Genomic DNA, 18,833 nt, shown 5'->3' with positions numbered 1-18,833 from the left:
ACGCCCACGTATAATCACGCCTCTCCCGAATAACGAGCTGTTCATTGTGATGGTATACATGCGTTCATTTCATGGTATTTCCTCGCATCATGAGAGTCGTTATAACTAACATCATTGAAGCGCCAACATTTCTTCGAAGGAGTGGATAATGAAAGTGCTGAGCAAAAGACAAATATCGCTGGTAAATCAATTAGCTCAGGAAGATGGTTGGCTAAGCACGGCTCAGGCCGCGAAAATCCTTCATATCTCAGTGAGCACGCTCAGAAGAGATGTTGATGCTATCAACGACTTTTTCGCTGATAAAGGCAATCACATACTCTGCAGACCTGGCCTGGGCATGAGGCTGGATGCAAGTGAAATAGTGTCTTTGCCAGTTACATCTCCAGACGAACATGTTGCTAACATATTAAAAAGCAAAAGACTCATTGGCATCATCACTGATTTGCTGACGCACTCACCCACGCCATTATCCATTACTTTTTTGTCAGACAAGTATTTCATCAGCCGCTCCTCAATCGTAGAGGATTTAAATAAAATTGATAAATGGCTGGGCAGTTTTTCACTTGTGATGATAAAGAATCATACGGGAACGTATGTTGAAGGTAATGACTATGATATTCGCATGGCTCTCAAGGAGATCATAACACATAGCGTATTATGTAATTATCAGATGACCGATAGTCGAATCGACAGATTTTCTCGTGTACAACTCATAAAAGAGTTTGGTAAAGAAAACGTCGCGAACTGTATCAACCTCATCACCTTCATAGAAGATGAATTAGCATGTGCAATCAGTGAACCTTACTACACCAATCTTTTTTCACATTTACTGGTCACCATCAGACGAATGGAGAAGTGTCATCCTCATACCGATAACGAGAAGGTTCCAGTTCATGATAATAAAGAATGGAAAGTTGCAGTTAAAGCAATATCATGGCTAGAGGGAAAGTATACATTTTCCTTTCCAGAGATTGAAATTAACTACATCTATCAGTATCTGATTTCATCTGGAAAAGATACGACCTTAACCAACCTTCCAGATAACGATTTTCAGGATAAAGAGGCGGTAAGTTATGCCATAAATCTGACAAGTGACATCTCTCAGTCGCTTAAATGTGATTTAATATCAGACAAAACACTGTTGAACTCTCTGGTCATGCATATTAAGCCGATGCTAAATCGACTAACTTACCGGATAATTATTCACAACCCTCTTCTTGATGAAATAAAAAAAGAACTCTCAGATGTTTTCGCTGCTGTCAGAAGCGCCACTATAAAAATAAATAACTATGATAAACACGACCCCCCTTCAGAGGATGAAGTTGCTTATTTAAGCGTTTATATTCAGGCAGCAATAGAAAAGGTTAAAGAGAACAAAAAAATTATCCTTGTCTGTTCAAGTGGAGTCGGCACATCGCAGCTTCTGTATAGCCGGATCACCAAAGCATTCCCGGACTGGGAGATTGTCGACATTGTGCCTGGAAGCAGGCTTAAAAAAACATTATCTGAAAAGAAATGTGACTTAATCATTTCAACGGTGAGGATAGAAGAAATGATGATCCCTGTGGCATATGTATCCGCTCTTTTTTCAGCAAAAGATATTATTCGCGTGACGGAAACATTATTCACCGAACGCAACTCTCAGGAGAAATAGCATGTTAGATAAAATTGTTTTAAGTGATCTATTAAGCAAAGCCTGCGTGATAACTGATATGCAGGCGAACAGTAAAATGGATGTCATTGAGCAACTGACGCAGTCGCTATGCGAAGAAGGTGTAATCGATAATAAACAAGGTTTTATCGCTGACGTGCTTGCAAGAGAAGCACTGGGGTCAACGGGTTTCGAAAATCAGATTGCTATTCCACATGGAAAATCTCAGTGGGTTAAAGAAACAAGAATTGCTGTTGCCAGGCTAAAGGAGACTGTTGACTGGGAAACCATGGATAGTTCCGATGTCAAACTGGTGATTCTGTTTGCCGTGAAAGACGTCGACAGCGGAGCGGGACACATAAAAGTGCTGGCCCGTATATCAATTGCATTAGGAGATGATGACGTCGTCGACAAATTACTTAATGCCAGCTCACAAGAGGAACTGTACCGGTTAATTCTCAGCAATACCGGGGAGTAGCATCCTTACAAGGAGAATAAAATGAAAATCATTGCAATTACCGCCTGTCCAACTGGCGTTGCACACACATACCTTGCTGAAGCAAACCTCAAAAAGAACGCCTGTAAAAAAAGCATTCCCTTACTTGTTGAAACGCATGGCGCTGTTGAAAGTGAGTATATTTTTACAGATGATGATATCAGGCAGGCGGACGTAGTTTTAATCGCCGCTGATAAGGTTATTGATCTCTCGCGCTTTAATAATAAAAACATTATCCGCGTCTCGGTAACGCGTGCAGCGAAAGATGCATCTGGGTTACTGGATGATATTGTTTCTGGAAAATTACAGCCTGAACGGTATCTTGCGTCAGATATTTCGGAAAAGCAGTCACAAAAAGATACGGATAAATCTCTCGTTTCCCAGATTTATATTCATCTTATTACCGGCGTTAACTTGATGATTCCGTTCGTGGTTGCCGGTGGCATTCTGATTGCCCTGAGTTTCTCATTTGGCATTACCGCTGCAACACCTGGCGATCCAAATTTCAGCCCTGTTGCAAAAATGCTTTCTGATATCGGTGGGGGTGCCGCTTTTGCCCTGATGCTGCCCATTCTTTCACTTGGCATCAGTAAATCAATTAGCGGCAATATGGGCATGGTTTCCGGGGCCGTTGGCGGCATGATGGCGATACAAACGGGTTCGGGATTTCTCGGAGCACTACTGGCCGGATTCCTGGCGGGATATATCACGCTGCTGATTGTGAAATATATCAATCTCCCTAAGTCCGTGGCAGGCCTGAAGCCGATACTGATCGTCCCGTTACTGAGCGTTTTTATTACCGGTGCGTTGATGGTGTTAGTCATTGGCGAGCCCATTAAGTTTCTTCTCGACTCGCTAACCTTATTTCTTCAGAACCTCGGGAATACCAACGCAGCCATCATGGGACTTATGATAGGCATGATGGTGGCCTTCGACATGGGAGGACCGCTGAATAAAACCGTCTGTATGTTTGCTATTGGCCTAATGTCGACAGGTATCTATGAACCGATTGCCGCCTGCATGGCTGCTGGCATGGTACCGCCGTTAGGCATTGCGCTCGCCACCACGCTGTTTGGTCGTAAGTTTACCCGTCAGGAAAGAGACACCGGCAAAGTCACCTATGTTCTTGGCCTGTCTTTTATCACGGAAGGTGCAATCCCTTACGCAGTAGCTGATCCGCTACGTGTCATCCCTGCCATTGTTGCAGGGTCCGGGCTTGCAGGGGCCCTCTCTATGGCGCTGGGATGTGCATCAAGAGCCCCGCACGGTGGCGTATTTGTCATGTTTATTCCGAATGTGATCACCCATGTTGTCAGCTATATCGCTGCTATTGCTGCAGGCGCATTACTGACGGCCCTTATTCTTCGTTTTATTAAGAAAGACAGCCCTGAAACTGTACAGGAGATGTAACCATGCTTATGAATATGAAAGACGTTTTATCCATAGCTCAGCAAAATAAATTTGGCGTTGGCGCATTCAATATTGCCTCTGCCGAGTTTGCCAGGCTCGTCATTGAGGTTGCAGAAAAACTTCGTTCACCCGTCATTCTTGAAGTGCATCCTGATGAGCATGAATTTACCGGGGATGATTTTATTTACTATCTTCGCGAACTGGCGATTAAGGCAACGGTGCCCGTCGTCATCCATCTGGACCACGGGCAGACACTGGAACAGGTTATGCGGGCCATTCGCACCGGCTATACATCTGTCATGATCGACGCCTCAGCCCTTCCATTTGAGGAAAACATTGCGATCACCCGCCATATTACCGAAGTGGCCCATGCTGCGGGCGTATCTGTTGAAGCGGAACTCGGCACGATAGGTGTGGCTGAGGGCAGCAGCGAAGGCGGACACGCTGAAATCCTTTATACCGATCCACAGCAGGCTGAACAGTTTGTGAGAGAGACAGGAGTCGACACGCTAGCGGTTGCGATTGGAACCTCACACGGATTATACCCGGCAGGAAAACAGCCGAAACTGGATATCGAGAGACTGAAAGCCATTAAGCAGCGACTGAGCATTCCTCTGGTTCTGCACGGTGGTTCAGGTAACAAAGATGCTGAGGTGGCAGAATCTGTCCAGCACGGTGTCAGCAAAATCAACATTTCCAGCGATATGAAAAAAGCATTCTATATTGCACTGGAAGAAGAACTGAAATCAGGAAGTCATGAACCTAACGCTCTATACCTTAAGCCAATGGATGCAGCGAAAGAGATTGTGATCCAGAAGATGGATTTATTCTCCTCCATCGGCAAGGCGGCGCTTTACGGCTAAGAAGGCAAGGCGATTCAATAAGGGAGCCCTGACAGGCTCCCATCGGGATCACACTTTTCATCCTTGGGTATTCACTTACTAAAATTAGGTGTTATCATTCACCCCGTAAATACCTTTCAACTCAACCCGAGGCTTTGATGCTGGAGAATGTAATCATCCGATAATCAGCTTCCCGACCTTTTCAGGCCGGACTGATTATCAATGCGCCGAAATCGAATGCGGACACCGCGGTGTGTTTGCACGTTTTGCACATGATGATTAAACAGGTTTTCCAGTATGAATTTATCCCGTCAGGAACAACGTACCTTACACGTTCTCGCCAAAGGTGGCCGTATTGCGCACGTTCGCGATGCGTCTGGCCGCGTCACCGCCGTTGAATGCTACACCCGCGAAGGCCTGTTGCTCATCGACTGCACCCTCGCCACCTTCAAAAAACTCAAAACCAAAAAACTGATCAAGTCCGTCAACAGCCAGCCCTACCGCATCAACACCACCGGGCTGAATAACGTTCGCGCACAGCTTGATAACCGCTAAGGAGAGCATGATGGATATCAGCACCCTTATTTCCGCTTCCCGGCACATCCGGCTGTCAGCGGAGGAGAGCAAAATCCCCTGGGACGAACCGGCCTTCAGCCAGCGCATGCTGGCGAACCATTTGTCGCAGGACCACGACTGGGCCAGCCGCAGGCAGGAGGTCATTGAGCGGCAGGTCGAGTGGATCGCCAGCCAGTTATCCCCTGGCGCACATATCCTCGATCTCGGCTGCGGCCCCGGTTTTTATACCCACCGCTTAGCGGAGCGCGGATTTCACTGCACCGGCGTGGATTTCTCACCGGCATCCGTGAGCTGGGCCCGTCAGCAGGCGCAGAATGCCGGATTGAACATCGACTATGTTCAGCAGGATATCCGCGCATATTGGCCAGATAAATCGTTCGATTTCATCATGATGACGTTCGGGGAACTGAATGTGTTCAGCACGGCAGATGCGCGCTCACTCGTCAGCCGCTGCGCGCTGTGGCTGGAGCCGGGTGGCAGGCTGCTCACTGAAGTCCATACTTTCGAGGAAGTTAAACGTCAGGGAATGGCTGAACCGAGCTGGCAACGCTGTCCGGACGGGCTGTTTCTGGGCGTCCCTCACCTGCTGCTGACGGAACATGGCTGGGATGAAGAAGCCCAGACCAGCTCAACGCAGTTCTGGACCATAGAAGCAAACGGTCACACCACCCGTTTCGGCAGCCAGATGACGGCCTGGCGCGATGACGAGTACATCAGCCTGCTCGGTAATGTCGGTTTTACCCTGCTTCCTCCTCCTGAAAGCCACGACTGGCCAGTCAGCGAGACATTTGAAGGAAAGCTGTTTGCTCTGCTGGCCGAAAAAGCAAAAACCTCAGAGGAACTTCCTCTTAATACTCAACGCAATAAAAGGAATTCCACATTGGATATCCCACGTATTTTTACCATCAGTGAAAGCGAACACCGCATCCACAACCCGTTCACCGAAGAGAAGTACGCCACGCTGGGCCGCGTGCTGCGCATAAAACCGGAGACCCGCATTCTGGACCTCGGCAGCGGCTCGGGCGAGATGCTCTGCACCTGGGCCCGGGATCATGGCATTACGGGGACTGGCATCGACATGAGTTCGCTCTTCACCGCGCAGGCCAGACGCCGCGCGGAAGAACTCGGCGTCAGTGAACGCGTACATTTTATTCATAATGATGCGGCCGGTTACGTCGCCAATGAAAAATGTGACGTGGCAGCCTGCGTCGGCGCGACATGGATTTCCGGTGGGTTTGCCGGGACGGTCGAACTGCTGGCGCAGAGCCTGAAACCGGGCGGGATCATGCTCATCGGTGAGCCCTACTGGCGTCAGCTTCCGGCAACGGACGAGATAGCGCAGGCCTGTGGCGTCAGCTCACTGGCTGATTTCCTGACGCTGCCGGGGCTTATCGGCGCGTTCGACGATCTCGGCTATGACGTGGTGGAAATGGTACTGGCAGATCAGGAAGGCTGGGACCGGTATGAGGCCGCGAAATGGCTGACCATGCGCCGCTGGCTGGAGGCTAATCCTGACGACGACTTCGCCGCCGAAGTCAGGGCCGAGCTAAACATCTCGCCGAAACGCCACGTAACGTACGCGCGGGAATACTTTGGCTGGGGCGTGTTCGCGCTTATCGCCAGGTAACAACAAGCCCCGGTATTTCTGACTGGAGATACCGGGGCTTCGCCTTTGCTTTGATCTGATGCATCACCTGAACAATACAGATTGTGTATGTTTATTAACCAGGATGTCACCATAAGGAGCATCATATGTCACAACATGAAAAGTTCTGTCAGGCTTGCGGAATGCCGATGTCTGCACCCGATGCACACAGTGCCAGCGATCAATATTGCGCGTACTGCTGTGACAGCAACGGCAATCTTAAACCCTGGGAAGAAGCGGTATCAGGCTTAGCCAACTTCCTTGATTCCTGGCAAAAAGTCGGCCCGGAAGAAGCACAGAAGCGTTCAAAACGTTATCTGACGGCAATGCCCGCCTGGGCTCATAAAGCAGACGAGTGAAGAACAAAGCCTTAATAATTTAGGCAGACTATCTTCACTCCCCTGATTCCATAAAGGAGAGACGATGTTTTCTTACATTATGCCCGGCGATCTGCCACGCGCCATCACGTTCTACGATCCGTTGATGGAATTGCTTGCACATCCAAAGGTAGGCCGGAATGAAGAAGGCGCATCTTGGGGACGTTCAGCGAAAATCATACCATCGGATTGTGCGTCGGCAGGCCCTTTGACAGACAACCCGCCGGGGTTGGTAATGGCACGATGGCGGCGCTGAACGCCCGTTCTATTGGACATATCAGATATCAGACAGTTGCATGCGCTTGCCCTTAGTCTGGGAGGCGCGGATGAAGATGCGCCGGATCACAGGCCGCATTACGGGCAAGGATTCCATAGTGCTTATGCAATCCACGTCAGAGAGTTGTTGTTGAGAATAACCTGACGAGTAAGTCTCTTATTGAAGTATATGCGTTAGCAGCCCCTGTAGGACAAGAGTGGCTTGTCCGGTTAGGTGGGATACTTACAAAATCAGCTCCTATTCCATGTCGAGATGCTCATAACGAATGTTTGAAATATCCAGTTGAAAAATAATAATTTTAATCTACTTAAATCTATATAAGGAACACAGTCTAGTAACGCGCCACTTTAGCCATGTCGCTACGTCGTTGCTAGTTAGGGTTAGGGTCCCTGCATCAAATTTCGGGTGGCTTATTCCAGCAGCTCGGACTTTCACTGTCAAAAAACTCTATCAGAATATTTTGCCCAAGATTATCTTTGATTAATTGATTGGCTCTATTGCAATACGCCTGGTCTTTTCTGAAAACGGATACCGCGACTCGCTTTATGCCCGCTCCAGCCATTCGTTTTAGCAGATGTACATCATGTTCGCCTATGCCCCAGCCTAGAATCACAAGATTTTCACACTGTTCGACGAGAACTTCCCGGTAAACCGTTGAAAGATAGAAACTGCTCTGAATAGAGTTTACTTTTTGTTCATGCGTTCCTTCGCTCACAAACAGCGGAACGACCTCCTCGCTTTGCCAACGTTTCAGAATCGATTCAAGTAAGCCCGCATTCTGAATATGAATTTTACTCTCCTGTTCGATACGATTTCGACACAATATGAGGCTGCCATGTGGGTAAAAAACAAGCGTGTTAGATTGTTCATTTCCAAGCATTCCTCTTAACCGTTGCCAATCCTGCTCAAAACGACCTCTGGCAAGAAAGCAGTCCTTAAATCGATGATGATCGTTGATATCTAAACCATATGTCATTGTCCAGTAAACGATCAGATCATAGTTAAGCGAAATAACCTTATTGAATCTTTTCAGAAACTCGTAAATATATGGCAGTTGTTCATCAACTTCATCATGCTCAGGATGCACATCTCGTACAGCCTGAATAAGGCATTCACGTATCCGGACGTACGCCTCATGGGTACGGGTATTGTTACTGGCTGGTGTTTTTAGCCGAAGACGCTTTCGATGCGAAAGCGCATTTAAGCGACGACATAACATAGCGAGGTTTACGATGGATACGGTTTCTCCTGCTAAACGAAGCTATGTTATGTCCAAGGTTAAGGGGAGAGATAGCAATTCAGAAAGAATCGTTAGACGTCTCGTCTATCATGCTGGATTTCGTTATCGTTTATGCGATCCGCGATTGCCGGGCAAGCCAGATTTAGTGTTTTGGGGAAAGCGTAAAGTTATCTTCGTGCATGGCTGTTTTTGACATGGTCATGAGGGATGTCAGCGAAATCGTATGCCAAAGTCAAACCAGGAATACTGGTTTGTTAGGTTGGGGAAAAACAAAGTCAGAGATACTTTGCATTTATCAAAACTACATGAAATGGGTTGGCAGAAGTTGGTGGTTTGGGAGTGCGAACTTAAAGAAACAGATATCCTTTTGGAAAAAATGAAAACGTTCTTAAAAGAATGATGGACCGGACAAATTTTAATAAAACGTTGCGTATTTATATAGATAGATAGTAGTTTTATAGAAAACCCTCACATAAGATCATTATAATGCTTGTTTTTGATAAAAACGGTACTGAACTGAACGCAGAGTGCACAGTAGATGAAGAAGATGGGGTTTATGGCCTAATCCTTGAGTCTTGGGGACCAGCACACAGAAACAAAGACTACAATATTGCCCTCGATTGTATCATTGAGCGACTGATCAATTCCGATGTAGATAATGTCGTTGTATATCTTGCCTCATCGACAGCTAGAAAGCATATGCCGTCCATAGCTGAAAGAAAAATCCATCCAGGTGAATACTTTTCTCTAGTAGGTAATAGCCCTCGAGATATTCGCCAAGAAATGTGTAGTTATCAAGCTCATTTCAGTAGCACAGGTAGAAAAGAAGTTCCTTCTGGTAACAGGACCAAACGAATAATGATAAGTGTTCCTAAAGTCAACAGTGGCGAATTTTGGAAACCAATAATACATGGAGAATCATCAGATCTCTTGCAACCTACAGATGATGAGAACGTTCTGAATACAAGAGTTAGCAAATTAATAAAAAAACCTCTGAGTAAGCCCAAAGGATATAAAGTACCAGGCGCGGTAGAGCGACTTCAAAAGGTCTATGTTAGAGATCCTGCGGTGAAAGCTTGGATCTTGCAGCAAAGTAAGGGTGTTTGTGAAAACTGTGGTGCAAAGGCACCGTTTTATTTAAACGATGGTAGCCCATACCTGGAAGTACATCACGTGATACCTCTATCTTCAGGAGGTGCTGATACCACAAGCAACTGCGTTGCACTTTGTCCCAATTGCCATAGGGCCTTGCACTACAGTCAAAATGCGAAAGAACTAGTCGAGATGCTTTACATTAATACAGATAGATTGCAGAAGTGAGGGGGTTCTTTTCTAAGTGGCTTGCAGACGGGCAACGTCCCATTTCTTTAAGAATAAGCAAGCGAGACGGTGATCTAGTTTCCTCTTTTTTACCCTGCAAAAGCAAACTTCTTGAAGCCGTGTCGTTTGTAATCGCCTTCGTTCCGGGTATCATTTTGCGAACTGCATTCCAAAACTGAATTTGCGATAAAGCATGGCTGCTTTTCGCTACGAACTACCCCGAGGATTTTCATGAACAACGCTGAACAGCTATTCCTAAACGAGCTGGATAACAAATTCTGGAAGGCGGCTGACAAGCTGCGCGCCAACATGGATGCCGCCAACTACAAGCATGTAGTGTTAGGGCTTATCTTTCTGAAGTATGTCTCCGATGCTTTTGAGGCTCGCCAGCAAGAACTGATCACATTGTTCCGCGATGTCGGCAACCCGGACAACATCTACGCCATGTCGCGCGATGATTACGACTCCGACGAAGATTACGCGCAGGCGATTGTTGATGAACTGGAAGTCGAGGATTACTACACCGAGAAGAACATCTTCTGGGTGCCGAAAGCCGCACGCTGGGATACGCTGAAAACGAAAGCGATTTTGCCGACCGGTACAGTGCTGTGGGTGGATGAAACCACCGGGCAGGATGTGAAGCTGCGCTCCGTCTCCTGGCTGGTGGACAACGCGCTGGATGAAATCGAAAAAACTAACCCGAAACTGAAAGGCATCCTGAACCGCATTAGCCAGTACCAGTTGGGCAATGAGGTACTGACCGGGCTGATTAACACCTTCTCTGATGCCAACTTCAGCAACCCGGAATATAACGGTGAGAAGCTGAGTTTAAAGAGCAAAGATATTCTTGGCCATGTATACGAATATTTCCTCGGTCAGTTCGCACTGGCGGAAGGTAAGCAGGGCGGCCAGTATTACACGCCAAAAAGTATCGTCACCCTGATTGTTGAAATGCTGCAACCTTACAACGGGCGCGTGTATGACCCGGCGATGGGTTCCGGCGGGTTCTTTGTTTCCAGCGACCGCTTTATTGAAGAGCACGCGGGCGAGAAGCAGTACAATGCCGCCGAGCAGAAGCGCAATATCTCTGTTTACGGCCAGGAGTCGAACCCGACCACCTGGAAGCTGGCGGCAATGAATATGGCGATCCGGGGTATCGACTTTAACTTCGGCAGCAAAAACGCCGATACCCTGCTGGACGATCAGCATCCGGATCTGCGCGCTGACTTCGTGATGGCAAACCCGCCGTTCAACATGAAGGAGTGGTGGAACGCGAAGCTGGAAAAAGACGTGCGCTGGAAATATGGAACACCGCCGCAGGGCAACGCCAACTTTGCGTGGATGCAGCACATGATCCACCACCTCACGCCAAAAGGCTCGATGGCGCTGCTGCTGGCGAACGGTTCGATGAGTTCCAACACCAACAACGAAGGCGAAATCCGCCGCAACCTGATTGAAGCGGATCTGGTGGAATGTATGGTGGCGCTGCCTGGGCAACTGTTTACCAACACCCAAATCCCTGCCTGTATCTGGTTCCTGACCAAAGATAAATCCGGTGGCAATGGCAAAGCACACCGTAAAGGCGAAGTGTTGTTTATCGACGCGCGTCAGATTGGCTATATGAAAGACCGCGTGCTGCGTGACTTTACCCGCGAGGATATCGCCAGAATTGCTGATACCTTCCATGCATGGCAGACGGATAAAGACTATGAAGATGAAGCGGGATTCTGCTTCGCCGCAACGCTGGAAGATATAAAGAAAAATGACTTTGTCCTGACCCCAGGGCGCTATGTCGGTGCTGCCGAGCAGGACGAAGATGATGAGCCCTTTGCCGAGAAGATGGCACGACTGACGGCGCAACTGAAAGATCAGTTGGAAGAGAGCGCGAACCTGGAAGCACAGATTAAGGCGAATCTGGGGGGGCTGGGTTATGAGTTTTGAGTGGAAAAAATATACTATCGCTGACGTGTCAAAGAAAGTTATTACAGGGAAAACGCCTCCTGGAACCTTAGATAAATACTTTGGTGGTGAAGTACTCTTTGTTACCCCAACAGATATGGGAGATAACAAATACATTGAACTAACCCAAAGAACCTTATCTGATGTGGGGGAAGCTAAACTTGCAAAACAGAAATTTGAATGTGGGATAGTTGTTTCTTGCATTGGATGGCAAATGGGAAAGGCCGCAATTGTCAGAAATACAGCCGTTACAAACCAACAAATCAATACAATTATTCCAAATGGTGATTTGATTGATGTGGATTTTTTATACTATACACTTAGTGAGAAAAGAACGGAGATATTCAATCTCGGTGCAACAGCGACAAGAACTCCAATTTTAAAAAAGTCATTGTTCGAAAGAATTGAGTTTCATGCTCCCAAACTTGAACATCAGAAAAAAATTAGCAATATTTTATCCTCTTTGGATGCTAAAATAATTAGCAACAAAAAAATCAACCAAACCCTCGAACAAATGGCACAAGCCCTGTTCAAAAGCTGGTTTGTCGATTTTGAACCGATAAAAGCCAAAATCGCGGTGCTGGAAGCGGGTGGTTCGCAGGAAGACGCGACGCTCGCCGCCATGACGGTGATTTCCGGGAAAGATTCTGATGCGTTGGTGGTTTTTGAGCGTGAACACCCTGAGCAATATGCCGAGTTAAAAGCCACGGCAGAGCTGTTTCCATCAGCGATGCAGGACAGTGAGCTGGGGGAGATTCCGATGGGATGGGTATCAGAAACTCTAGGGGCAGTCCTTGAACCCAAGAAAGGAAAAAATATAACAAAAAAAACTATAGCGGAGGGTGATATTCCTGTCGTTGCTGGAGGTTTGGCACCAGCTTACTACCATAGTAAATGTAATGTTACTGGCCCTGTAATAACCATAAGCGCTTCAGGAGCCAATGCTGGTTTTGTTAATTTATATCATTGTGATATTTGGGCTTCGGACTGTTCATATATAAATAAAACCCAAACACAATTTGTATATTGTTTTTATACTTTACTTAAAACTAGACAAAAAGAAATTACCCATATGCAACAAGGTGCAGCCCAACCTCATGTTTATCCTAAAGACATAATGAGGTTGGTTATTGTGGCACCTATAACGGCGCTATGGCAAAGACTAGAGAAAATACTAACCAGTATCTACGAACAGATTGGTGTTCATTTAGCTCAAAATATGTGCCTAGAGTCGCTCCGAGACACCCTTCTCCCCAAACTTCTCTCGGGTGAAATTACCCTGCCGGAAGCAGAACAAATAATCAGCGAGGAAGCCTGATGCTAAGCGAAGACGATTTAGAACAGCAATGCCTGCAATGGTTTGCTGAACAGGGCTGGGATGTGCTACACGGGCCGGATATCGCACCGGATGGTGATAACCCGTTACGAGCCTCATTTCACGATGTGTTTCTGCGCCCGGTCATGCTGGAACAGCTACAAACCATCAACCCCCATCTCCCTGTTTCCGTGCTGGAAGAGGTGATACAGCGTATCGCCCATGCGCACAGCCCGGATCTGGTCGTCAGCAATAAAGCCTTTCATCACCTGCTGCTCAATGGCGTACCCGTTGAATATAAGCATGAAGGCAAGGTGATTCACGATAACGCGCTGTTAATGGATTTCAACCATCCAGATAACAACCGCTTTATGGTGGTGAACCAGGTCGCCATTCAGGGAATAAAGCAGGTACGTCGCCCGGATGTCATTGGCTATATCAACGGCCTGCCGGTGGCGGTGATCGAACTAAAAAGCCCCATTGATGCTAATGCCGATATCTGGGCGGCGTTTAACCAGTTACAGACCTATAAAAACGAACTCAGCGATCTATTTATTTGCAACGAAGCGCTGGTGGTGAGCGATGGGCAGAACGCGCGCGTTGGCTCTCTCACGGCGGATGAAGAGCGCTTTCTGCCGTGGAAAACCGTGGCGAACGAAAACGACAAACCGCAGTTTGACTGGCAACTTAAAACTGTGGTGCAGGGCTTCTTTAACCGTGAATTATTGCTCGATTATATCCGCTATTTTGTCCTGTTTGAGAATGACGGCAAACGGTTGATTAAGAAGATTGCCGCCTATCACCAGTTCCATGCAGTGCGTGAAGCGGTGACGGCAACGATTGTGGCCTCGACCGGTAAACACCTGCCGTTGCACAGCAATATTCAGCCCGGTAGTAAAAAAGCGGGGGTCGTCTGGCATACCCAGGGTTCCGGCAAAAGTATCTCCATGTGCTGCTATGCCGGGAAACTGCTGCAACAGGCGGAGATGAACAACCCGACGATTGTGATGGTGACGGATCGTAACGATCTCGACGGACAGTTATACGCCACCTTCTGCCAGGCACAGGATTTACTCAAGCAGACGCCATTACAGGCCAACGATCGCGATGAATTGCGCGAGCTGCTTAATGCTCGTGAATCCGGCGGCATCATCTTTACCACCGTGCAGAAGTTTGCGCCGCTGGACGGAGAGCAGAGTCATCCGGCGCTCAACCAACGCAGCAATATCGTGGTGATTTCTGATGAAGCGCACCGTAGCCAGTATGGCCTGAGCGCCACGCTGGACAGGCAAACTGGCGCCTATAAATACGGCTACGCTAAGCACATGCGCGATGCGCTGCCGAATGCGTCGTTTATGGGCTTTACCGGCACGCCGATTGCCTCGGAAGATAAAGATACCCGTGCCGTGTTCGGTGATTACGTCTCGATATACGACATTCAGGATGCGGTGGATGATGGCGCGACAGTACCTATCTACTACGAATCCCGTCTGGCAAAACTCGATCTGAATCATGAGGAACTGGAAACGCTCTCCGACCAGGTAGATGAGCTGGTGGAAGATGAAGAGACGGACCAGCAAGAGAAAACCAAAGGTGACTGGAGCCGTCTGGAAAAACTGGTGGGATCTGAGCCACGTATCAAACAGGTAGCTGCGGATCTGGTTCAGCATTTTGAAACGCGCAACGCGGCCATGAACGGTAAAGCGATGATTGTCGCCATGAGCCGTGATATCTGTGTGAAGCTCTATGATGCCATCGTCGCAATCCGTCCGGACTGGCACAGTACAGATGTCGAACAAGGTGCCATCAAAGTCATCATGACGGGCTCGGCATCTGATAAAGACCATCTCCAGCCGCATATATACAACAAGCAGACCAAAAAGCGTCTTGAAGCCCGTTTTAAAGATTTGAACGATCCGCTGAAGTTGGTGATTGTCCGCGATATGTGGCTGACCGGGTTTGATGCGCCGTGTTGCCACACCATGTATATCGATAAACCGATGCGCGGCCATAACCTGATGCAGGCCATTGCGCGCGTTAACCGCGTGTTCCGGGATAAACCCGGCGGGCTGGTGGTGGATTACATTGGCATTGCCAACGAGCTGAAGCAGGCTCTGAAAACGTACACTGACTCGAAAGGGAAAGGGCAGACCACGGTAGATGCGCGGGAAGCCTTAGCCATTCTGTTGGAAAAAATCGATGTCATTCATGGGATGTTCGCACCCTCAGCAGGAAAACCCGGCTTTAGCTACGAAGGCTTTTCTCGCGATCCATTAGCATTTTTACGCGATGCCGTGAACTACATTTTGGGTCTGGATGACGGTAAAAAACGCTACCTCGACGTTTCACTGGCGATGAGCAAAGCCTGGTCGCTCTGTAACACCCTTGATGAAGCTGAGCCCTTACAGGAGGAGTTCGCGTTTCTTTCTGCCGTCAGAGTGGGGCTTATCAAACTTGATCCGAAGGCAAAATTTAGCCAGTCAGAAAAAAACTCCCTGTTGAGCAAGATTCTCGATAACGCCGTTGTTGCAACCGGCGTTGAGGATGTGTTTGCTCTGGCGGGGTTAGATAAACCCAATATTGGGCTGCTGTCGGATGAGTTCCTGGAAGAAGTGCGGGAAATGCCACAGCGTAATCTGGCGGTGGAACTGCTGGAAAAACTGCTAAATGACGGCATCCATGCTCGTTCTGGTAATAACGTGGTGCAGCAGAAAAAATACTCTGACCGCCTGAAAGCCGTTTTGCTGAAATACAATAACCGGGCGATTGAAACCGCGCAGGTGATTGAAGAGCTTATCCAGATGGCGAAAGCGTTCCAGGAAGCGATGGCGCGTGATGAAGCGCTGGGGCTAAACCCGGACGAAATTGCGTTCTACGATGCACTGGCGGAAAACGAAAGCGCGGTACGAGAGCTGGGTGATGATGTCCTTAAGAAACTGGCTATCGAAGTCACGTTAAAATTGCGTCAATCCACAACTGTAGACTGGCAGGTACGAGAAAGCGTGCGTGCGAGGTTACGTATTCTGGTGCGCCAGACACTACGCAAATATAAGTATCCGCCGGATAAAACACCGGGTACGGTGGAGCTGATTTTAAAACAGGCTGAGGTTATCTCGAATCATTGGACGGTATAGCAACTGATGAGTTCTATCCGCCGAGGATTACGGTGAATTTTAGTCTCAAAAAAATCTCAGTTGATTATAAAAGGAAAATAGCAAAGTGAGTAGAAACCCATGGGAAGTACCTGAATGGCATGCTCTAGGCCGAGAAGCATCATTAGTCTGTAATCTCATTGGATCAGGTGCAACAGCTATAGGTAGGGCCAATTACGCTGACAAGATGGGAGAATATTACACTGCGTTCTTTGGACTTTCAGTTGGGTTAGAAAGGCTTTCAAAGTTAATATTGGTTGCGCATTATGCTATTGAGAACCAAGGAAGAATGCCTGATGAGAAAGTTGTGAGAAAATTTGGACACAAACTAATCGACTTGACCAATGAGGTTGAGAATATTTCCAAAAAAATGGAACTATTACTTGAATATAAAATGCCTACAGGAAAAATTCCTCACAAGATACTTGAATGTTTAGATTCATTTGCTGATGCTCGGAGAGGTAGGTATGCAAATTTTGCTTCATTAGGTAACCCCTCTTTAACCAGTGATGAACCTATTAACAAGTGGTGGGGAGAAGTAGCTGAGTGCATACTAGAAAAACATTATTACGGTACAACTGCTCAAAGACGTGTTGAAGGGGATGCTGAATTAATCGATGCTATGATGTCACGTTTTACAATGGTATTGCATACAGATGAGACCGGAAATATTATGCAAGATGTTAAGTCTTCCTCAACACGTACTGGCCAAAACGTTATCGTACAAAAGTGGGGAAGATACTATTCTCTAACTATCGCTCGATGGCTTGCAACAATTTTATCTGAGCTTTCTCAGATCGCTTGCTATAAATATAATATCGAAGGTTTTTTTGGTCTGAATGAACATTTTTATAGTTACACTGTTGACGATAGTTTCTTAAAAACCAGAAAGATATGGCCTCTAAAATAATAGCAATCTTAACAAACACCATATATCGTGAATACGAAGCTGAGCTCACAACAAGCTGTGAGCTCCCTATTACTTCAGGCCCCTCTAAGTAAGCATGCATACCGTATTCCTGTTTTTTACACAAACCTGACAGTCAGGTTTTACTGGTTTCAACATATAAAGTTGTTAGGCTAAGTTTGAGCTAATACATATATTGCAGTCAATTGCTGCAACCAGAGATGCTTCCCACTTCAGCCCAACTATTTATCCACCATTACCCCGATTAATTTTCGCATAGTCAAACGGCGTAATCCCCTTCTCCCGATTCGCATCCAGATAATCCGCCCACCACTGCAGCATTAACCTGCGCTCTCCCAGATGCTCCGCCTTGTGGATGTAAGCTGCTCGCACAGAGCTACGCTCTTGGTGACTCATCTGCCGCTCTACCGCATCCCTCGACCATAATCCCGACTCGATCAACGAGCTACACGCCATCGTCCTGAAACCATGCCCACATACTTCCGTTTTCGTGTCATAACCCATCACTCTCAGCGCCTTGTTCACCGTGTTTTCACTCATAGGTTTACGCGGATCGTGATCGCCCACAAAGATCAGCTCACGGTTTCCACTCATGCTTTTGATCTTTTGCAAGATAGCGAGAGCTTGTCGCGACAAAGGAACAAGATGTGGAGTACGCATCTTCGAACCACGTTGAGAATGCTTAACTCCTTCCAGTGGCTCACGCTCGCCCGGAATCGTCCACATAGCCGTTTCAAAATCCACTTCTGTCCAGCGAGCAAAACGTAACTCGCTCGAACGGATGAAAACCAGTAACGTCAAATCCACAGCTAACCGCGTTAATGGTCTGCCGGTGTAGTTATCAATGCGATGGAGTAACTCAGGAATGCGATTGAGATCTAGCGCAGCGCGATGCTTTCGTTTAGCTGTTGCGATCGCACCAGTGATCTCTTGTGCAGGATTGTAATCAATTAAGCCGTTCTGTACCGCAAAGCGCATTATTGCCGTTGTTCGCTGTTGAAGACGCGCAGCCACTTCAAGGCGTCCTGACTTTTCCACTGCTTTAATTGGGACCAGTAAGTCACGAGTACCAATATCTTTGATATTTCGCTTCCCAACTGAAGCAAATAAATTGTCTTCCAAGCTTTTCAATACACGAGCGCTATGCGATGCCGACCACTTTTGATTGCTGGCATGCCAGTCTCTGGCGACCACTTCAAACGTTATCGCCTCTTGCTCCAGCTCTACCTTAACGGCTTTCTTGTTCTCACTAGGATCGACGCCATTAGCTAATAGTTTGCGGGCTTCATCCCGGCGTGCCCTGGCATCCGCCAGTGAGACTTCAGGGTATTTCCCCAGCGCCAGCATCTTCTCTTTACCGCCAAAGCGATAACGAAGCCGCCAGTATTTAGAACCGTTAGGGTGAACCAGCAGAACCATGCCTTCACCGTCAGTCAGTTTATAGGCTTTTGCTTCAGGCTTAGCCGAACGAACCTTCACATCACTCAGAGCCATGATGAGTATCCTTTCAAGGGTTCTGTGTGGGTACAAACATTATCGAACCGCGATATACCCGCAGTTGTACCCGCATCAGTTAGTTGATGTAGATTGAATCAGGTTGACTTAGGTTGAGTGAAAAAGCGAGGAAAGCCTTGCGGATACTGGA

Annotated in this window: 15 protein-coding genes and 1 pseudogene; 14 read left to right on the top strand and 2 right to left on the bottom strand. The window is 47.5% G+C overall.

Annotated elements, in window-relative coordinates:
- Positions 1–148: 148 nt before the first annotated feature.
- From BH714_RS17150 to BH714_RS23800, 8 genes and pseudogenes are all read left to right on the top strand, one after another.
- A complete protein-coding gene (locus tag BH714_RS17150) occupies positions 149–1,654 on the top strand; it encodes a BglG family transcription antiterminator (RefSeq protein WP_032681814.1) in 1,506 nt (501 codons plus the stop codon).
- A gap of 1 nt (position 1,655) precedes the next feature.
- Positions 1,656–2,129 carry a PTS sugar transporter subunit IIA gene (locus BH714_RS17145; RefSeq protein WP_032681816.1) on the top strand — a complete coding sequence of 158 codons (474 nt, stop codon included), beginning with the start codon at positions 1,656–1,658 and terminating at the stop codon, positions 2,127–2,129.
- Between the two features lie 21 nt (positions 2,130–2,150).
- A complete protein-coding gene (locus BH714_RS17140; protein WP_040018506.1) occupies positions 2,151–3,557 on the top strand; it encodes a PTS fructose transporter subunit IIC in 1,407 nt (468 codons plus the stop codon).
- Between the two features lie 2 nt (positions 3,558–3,559).
- Positions 3,560–4,420, top strand: a complete 861-nt coding sequence (locus BH714_RS17135) for a ketose-bisphosphate aldolase (RefSeq protein WP_040018505.1) — start codon at positions 3,560–3,562, stop codon at positions 4,418–4,420.
- Positions 4,421–4,696: 276 nt separating this feature from the next.
- The gene (locus tag BH714_RS17130; protein WP_032681821.1) at positions 4,697–4,954 is read left to right on the top strand and encodes a YjhX family toxin; all 258 of its coding nucleotides are present in this window, start codon (positions 4,697–4,699) and stop codon (positions 4,952–4,954) included.
- Between the two features lie 7 nt (positions 4,955–4,961).
- Positions 4,962–6,602, top strand: a complete 1,641-nt coding sequence (locus tag BH714_RS17125; RefSeq protein WP_088202982.1) for a class I SAM-dependent methyltransferase — start codon at positions 4,962–4,964, stop codon at positions 6,600–6,602.
- 125 nt (positions 6,603–6,727) lie between these two features.
- Positions 6,728–6,979 carry a zinc ribbon domain-containing protein gene (locus tag BH714_RS17120; RefSeq protein ID WP_032681824.1) on the top strand — a complete coding sequence of 84 codons (252 nt, stop codon included), beginning with the start codon at positions 6,728–6,730 and terminating at the stop codon, positions 6,977–6,979.
- Between the two features lie 64 nt (positions 6,980–7,043).
- Positions 7,044–7,418: pseudogene (locus BH714_RS23800) on the top strand (VOC family protein).
- A 250-nt stretch (positions 7,419–7,668) separates the two neighbouring features.
- Here the strand turns inward: BH714_RS23800 and BH714_RS17115 are convergent.
- Positions 7,669–8,493: a DUF4917 family protein gene (locus BH714_RS17115; protein ID WP_236918380.1), complete on the bottom strand. Its 825-nt coding sequence runs from the start codon at positions 8,491–8,493 to the stop codon at positions 7,669–7,671.
- A gap of 13 nt (positions 8,494–8,506) precedes the next feature.
- On the opposite strand from BH714_RS17115, the gene BH714_RS24515 reads away from it, so the two are divergent.
- The 6 genes from BH714_RS24515 (at position 8,507) to BH714_RS17090 (ending at position 17,170) form a co-directional block, all read left to right on the top strand.
- Positions 8,507–8,707 (top strand): PDDEXK family nuclease, encoded by a 201-nt coding sequence (locus tag BH714_RS24515; RefSeq protein WP_208599395.1) that lies wholly within the window; start codon positions 8,507–8,509, stop codon positions 8,705–8,707.
- A gap of 293 nt (positions 8,708–9,000) precedes the next feature.
- On the top strand, positions 9,001–9,834 hold the full coding sequence (locus BH714_RS23795; RefSeq protein WP_071993115.1) for an HNH endonuclease: 834 nt from the start codon (positions 9,001–9,003) through the stop codon (positions 9,832–9,834).
- A gap of 231 nt (positions 9,835–10,065) precedes the next feature.
- Complete coding sequence (locus tag BH714_RS17105) at positions 10,066–11,775, top strand: class I SAM-dependent DNA methyltransferase (RefSeq protein ID WP_040018504.1); 1,710 nt, start codon at positions 10,066–10,068, stop codon at positions 11,773–11,775.
- Complete coding sequence (locus BH714_RS17100) at positions 11,765–13,111, top strand: restriction endonuclease subunit S (RefSeq protein WP_050594885.1); 1,347 nt, start codon at positions 11,765–11,767, stop codon at positions 13,109–13,111. The genes BH714_RS17105 and BH714_RS17100 overlap by 11 nt, the downstream gene beginning before the upstream one ends.
- Positions 13,111–16,242: a type I restriction endonuclease subunit R gene (locus BH714_RS17095; protein ID WP_032681827.1), complete on the top strand. Its 3,132-nt coding sequence runs from the start codon at positions 13,111–13,113 to the stop codon at positions 16,240–16,242. Before BH714_RS17100 ends, BH714_RS17095 begins: the two co-directional genes overlap by 1 nt.
- A gap of 85 nt (positions 16,243–16,327) precedes the next feature.
- Positions 16,328–17,170: a hypothetical protein gene (locus tag BH714_RS17090; RefSeq protein WP_032681828.1), complete on the top strand. Its 843-nt coding sequence runs from the start codon at positions 16,328–16,330 to the stop codon at positions 17,168–17,170.
- Positions 17,171–17,413: 243 nt separating this feature from the next.
- On the opposite strand, the gene BH714_RS17085 is transcribed toward BH714_RS17090, so the two are convergent.
- On the bottom strand, positions 17,414–18,682 hold the full coding sequence (locus BH714_RS17085) for a tyrosine-type recombinase/integrase (RefSeq protein ID WP_032681830.1): 1,269 nt from the start codon (positions 18,680–18,682) through the stop codon (positions 17,414–17,416).
- Positions 18,683–18,833: the final 151 nt, after the last annotated feature.

The sequence above is a fragment of the Enterobacter ludwigii genome, assembly GCF_001750725.1.
Taxonomy (GTDB): Bacteria; Pseudomonadota; Gammaproteobacteria; order Enterobacterales; family Enterobacteriaceae; genus Enterobacter; species Enterobacter ludwigii.
Note: the sequence above shows the minus strand (reverse complement) of the source record. Positions and strands in the feature narration are given on the sequence as shown.

Excerpts from the sequence above, each read along its gene's own strand:
- BH714_RS17150 (WP_032681814.1), top strand. The coding sequence starts at position 149 with ATGAAAGTGCTGAGCAAAAGACAAATATCGCTGGTAAATCAATTAGCT.
- BH714_RS17145 (WP_032681816.1), top strand. The coding sequence starts at position 1,656 with ATGTTAGATAAAATTGTTTTAAGTGATCTATTAAGCAAAGCCTGCGTG.
- BH714_RS17140 (WP_040018506.1), top strand. The coding sequence starts at position 2,151 with ATGAAAATCATTGCAATTACCGCCTGTCCAACTGGCGTTGCACACACA.
- BH714_RS17135 (WP_040018505.1), top strand. The coding sequence starts at position 3,560 with ATGCTTATGAATATGAAAGACGTTTTATCCATAGCTCAGCAAAATAAA.
- BH714_RS17130 (WP_032681821.1), top strand. The coding sequence starts at position 4,697 with ATGAATTTATCCCGTCAGGAACAACGTACCTTACACGTTCTCGCCAAA.
- BH714_RS17125 (WP_088202982.1), top strand. The coding sequence starts at position 4,962 with ATGATGGATATCAGCACCCTTATTTCCGCTTCCCGGCACATCCGGCTG.
- BH714_RS17120 (WP_032681824.1), top strand. The coding sequence starts at position 6,728 with ATGTCACAACATGAAAAGTTCTGTCAGGCTTGCGGAATGCCGATGTCT.
- BH714_RS17115 (WP_236918380.1), bottom strand. The coding sequence starts at position 8,493 with ATGTTATGTCGTCGCTTAAATGCGCTTTCGCATCGAAAGCGTCTTCGG.
- BH714_RS24515 (WP_208599395.1), top strand. The coding sequence starts at position 8,507 with ATGGATACGGTTTCTCCTGCTAAACGAAGCTATGTTATGTCCAAGGTT.
- BH714_RS23795 (WP_071993115.1), top strand. The coding sequence starts at position 9,001 with ATGCTTGTTTTTGATAAAAACGGTACTGAACTGAACGCAGAGTGCACA.
- BH714_RS17105 (WP_040018504.1), top strand. The coding sequence starts at position 10,066 with ATGAACAACGCTGAACAGCTATTCCTAAACGAGCTGGATAACAAATTC.
- BH714_RS17100 (WP_050594885.1), top strand. The coding sequence starts at position 11,765 with ATGAGTTTTGAGTGGAAAAAATATACTATCGCTGACGTGTCAAAGAAA.
- BH714_RS17095 (WP_032681827.1), top strand. The coding sequence starts at position 13,111 with ATGCTAAGCGAAGACGATTTAGAACAGCAATGCCTGCAATGGTTTGCT.
- BH714_RS17085 (WP_032681830.1), bottom strand. The coding sequence starts at position 18,682 with ATGGCTCTGAGTGATGTGAAGGTTCGTTCGGCTAAGCCTGAAGCAAAA.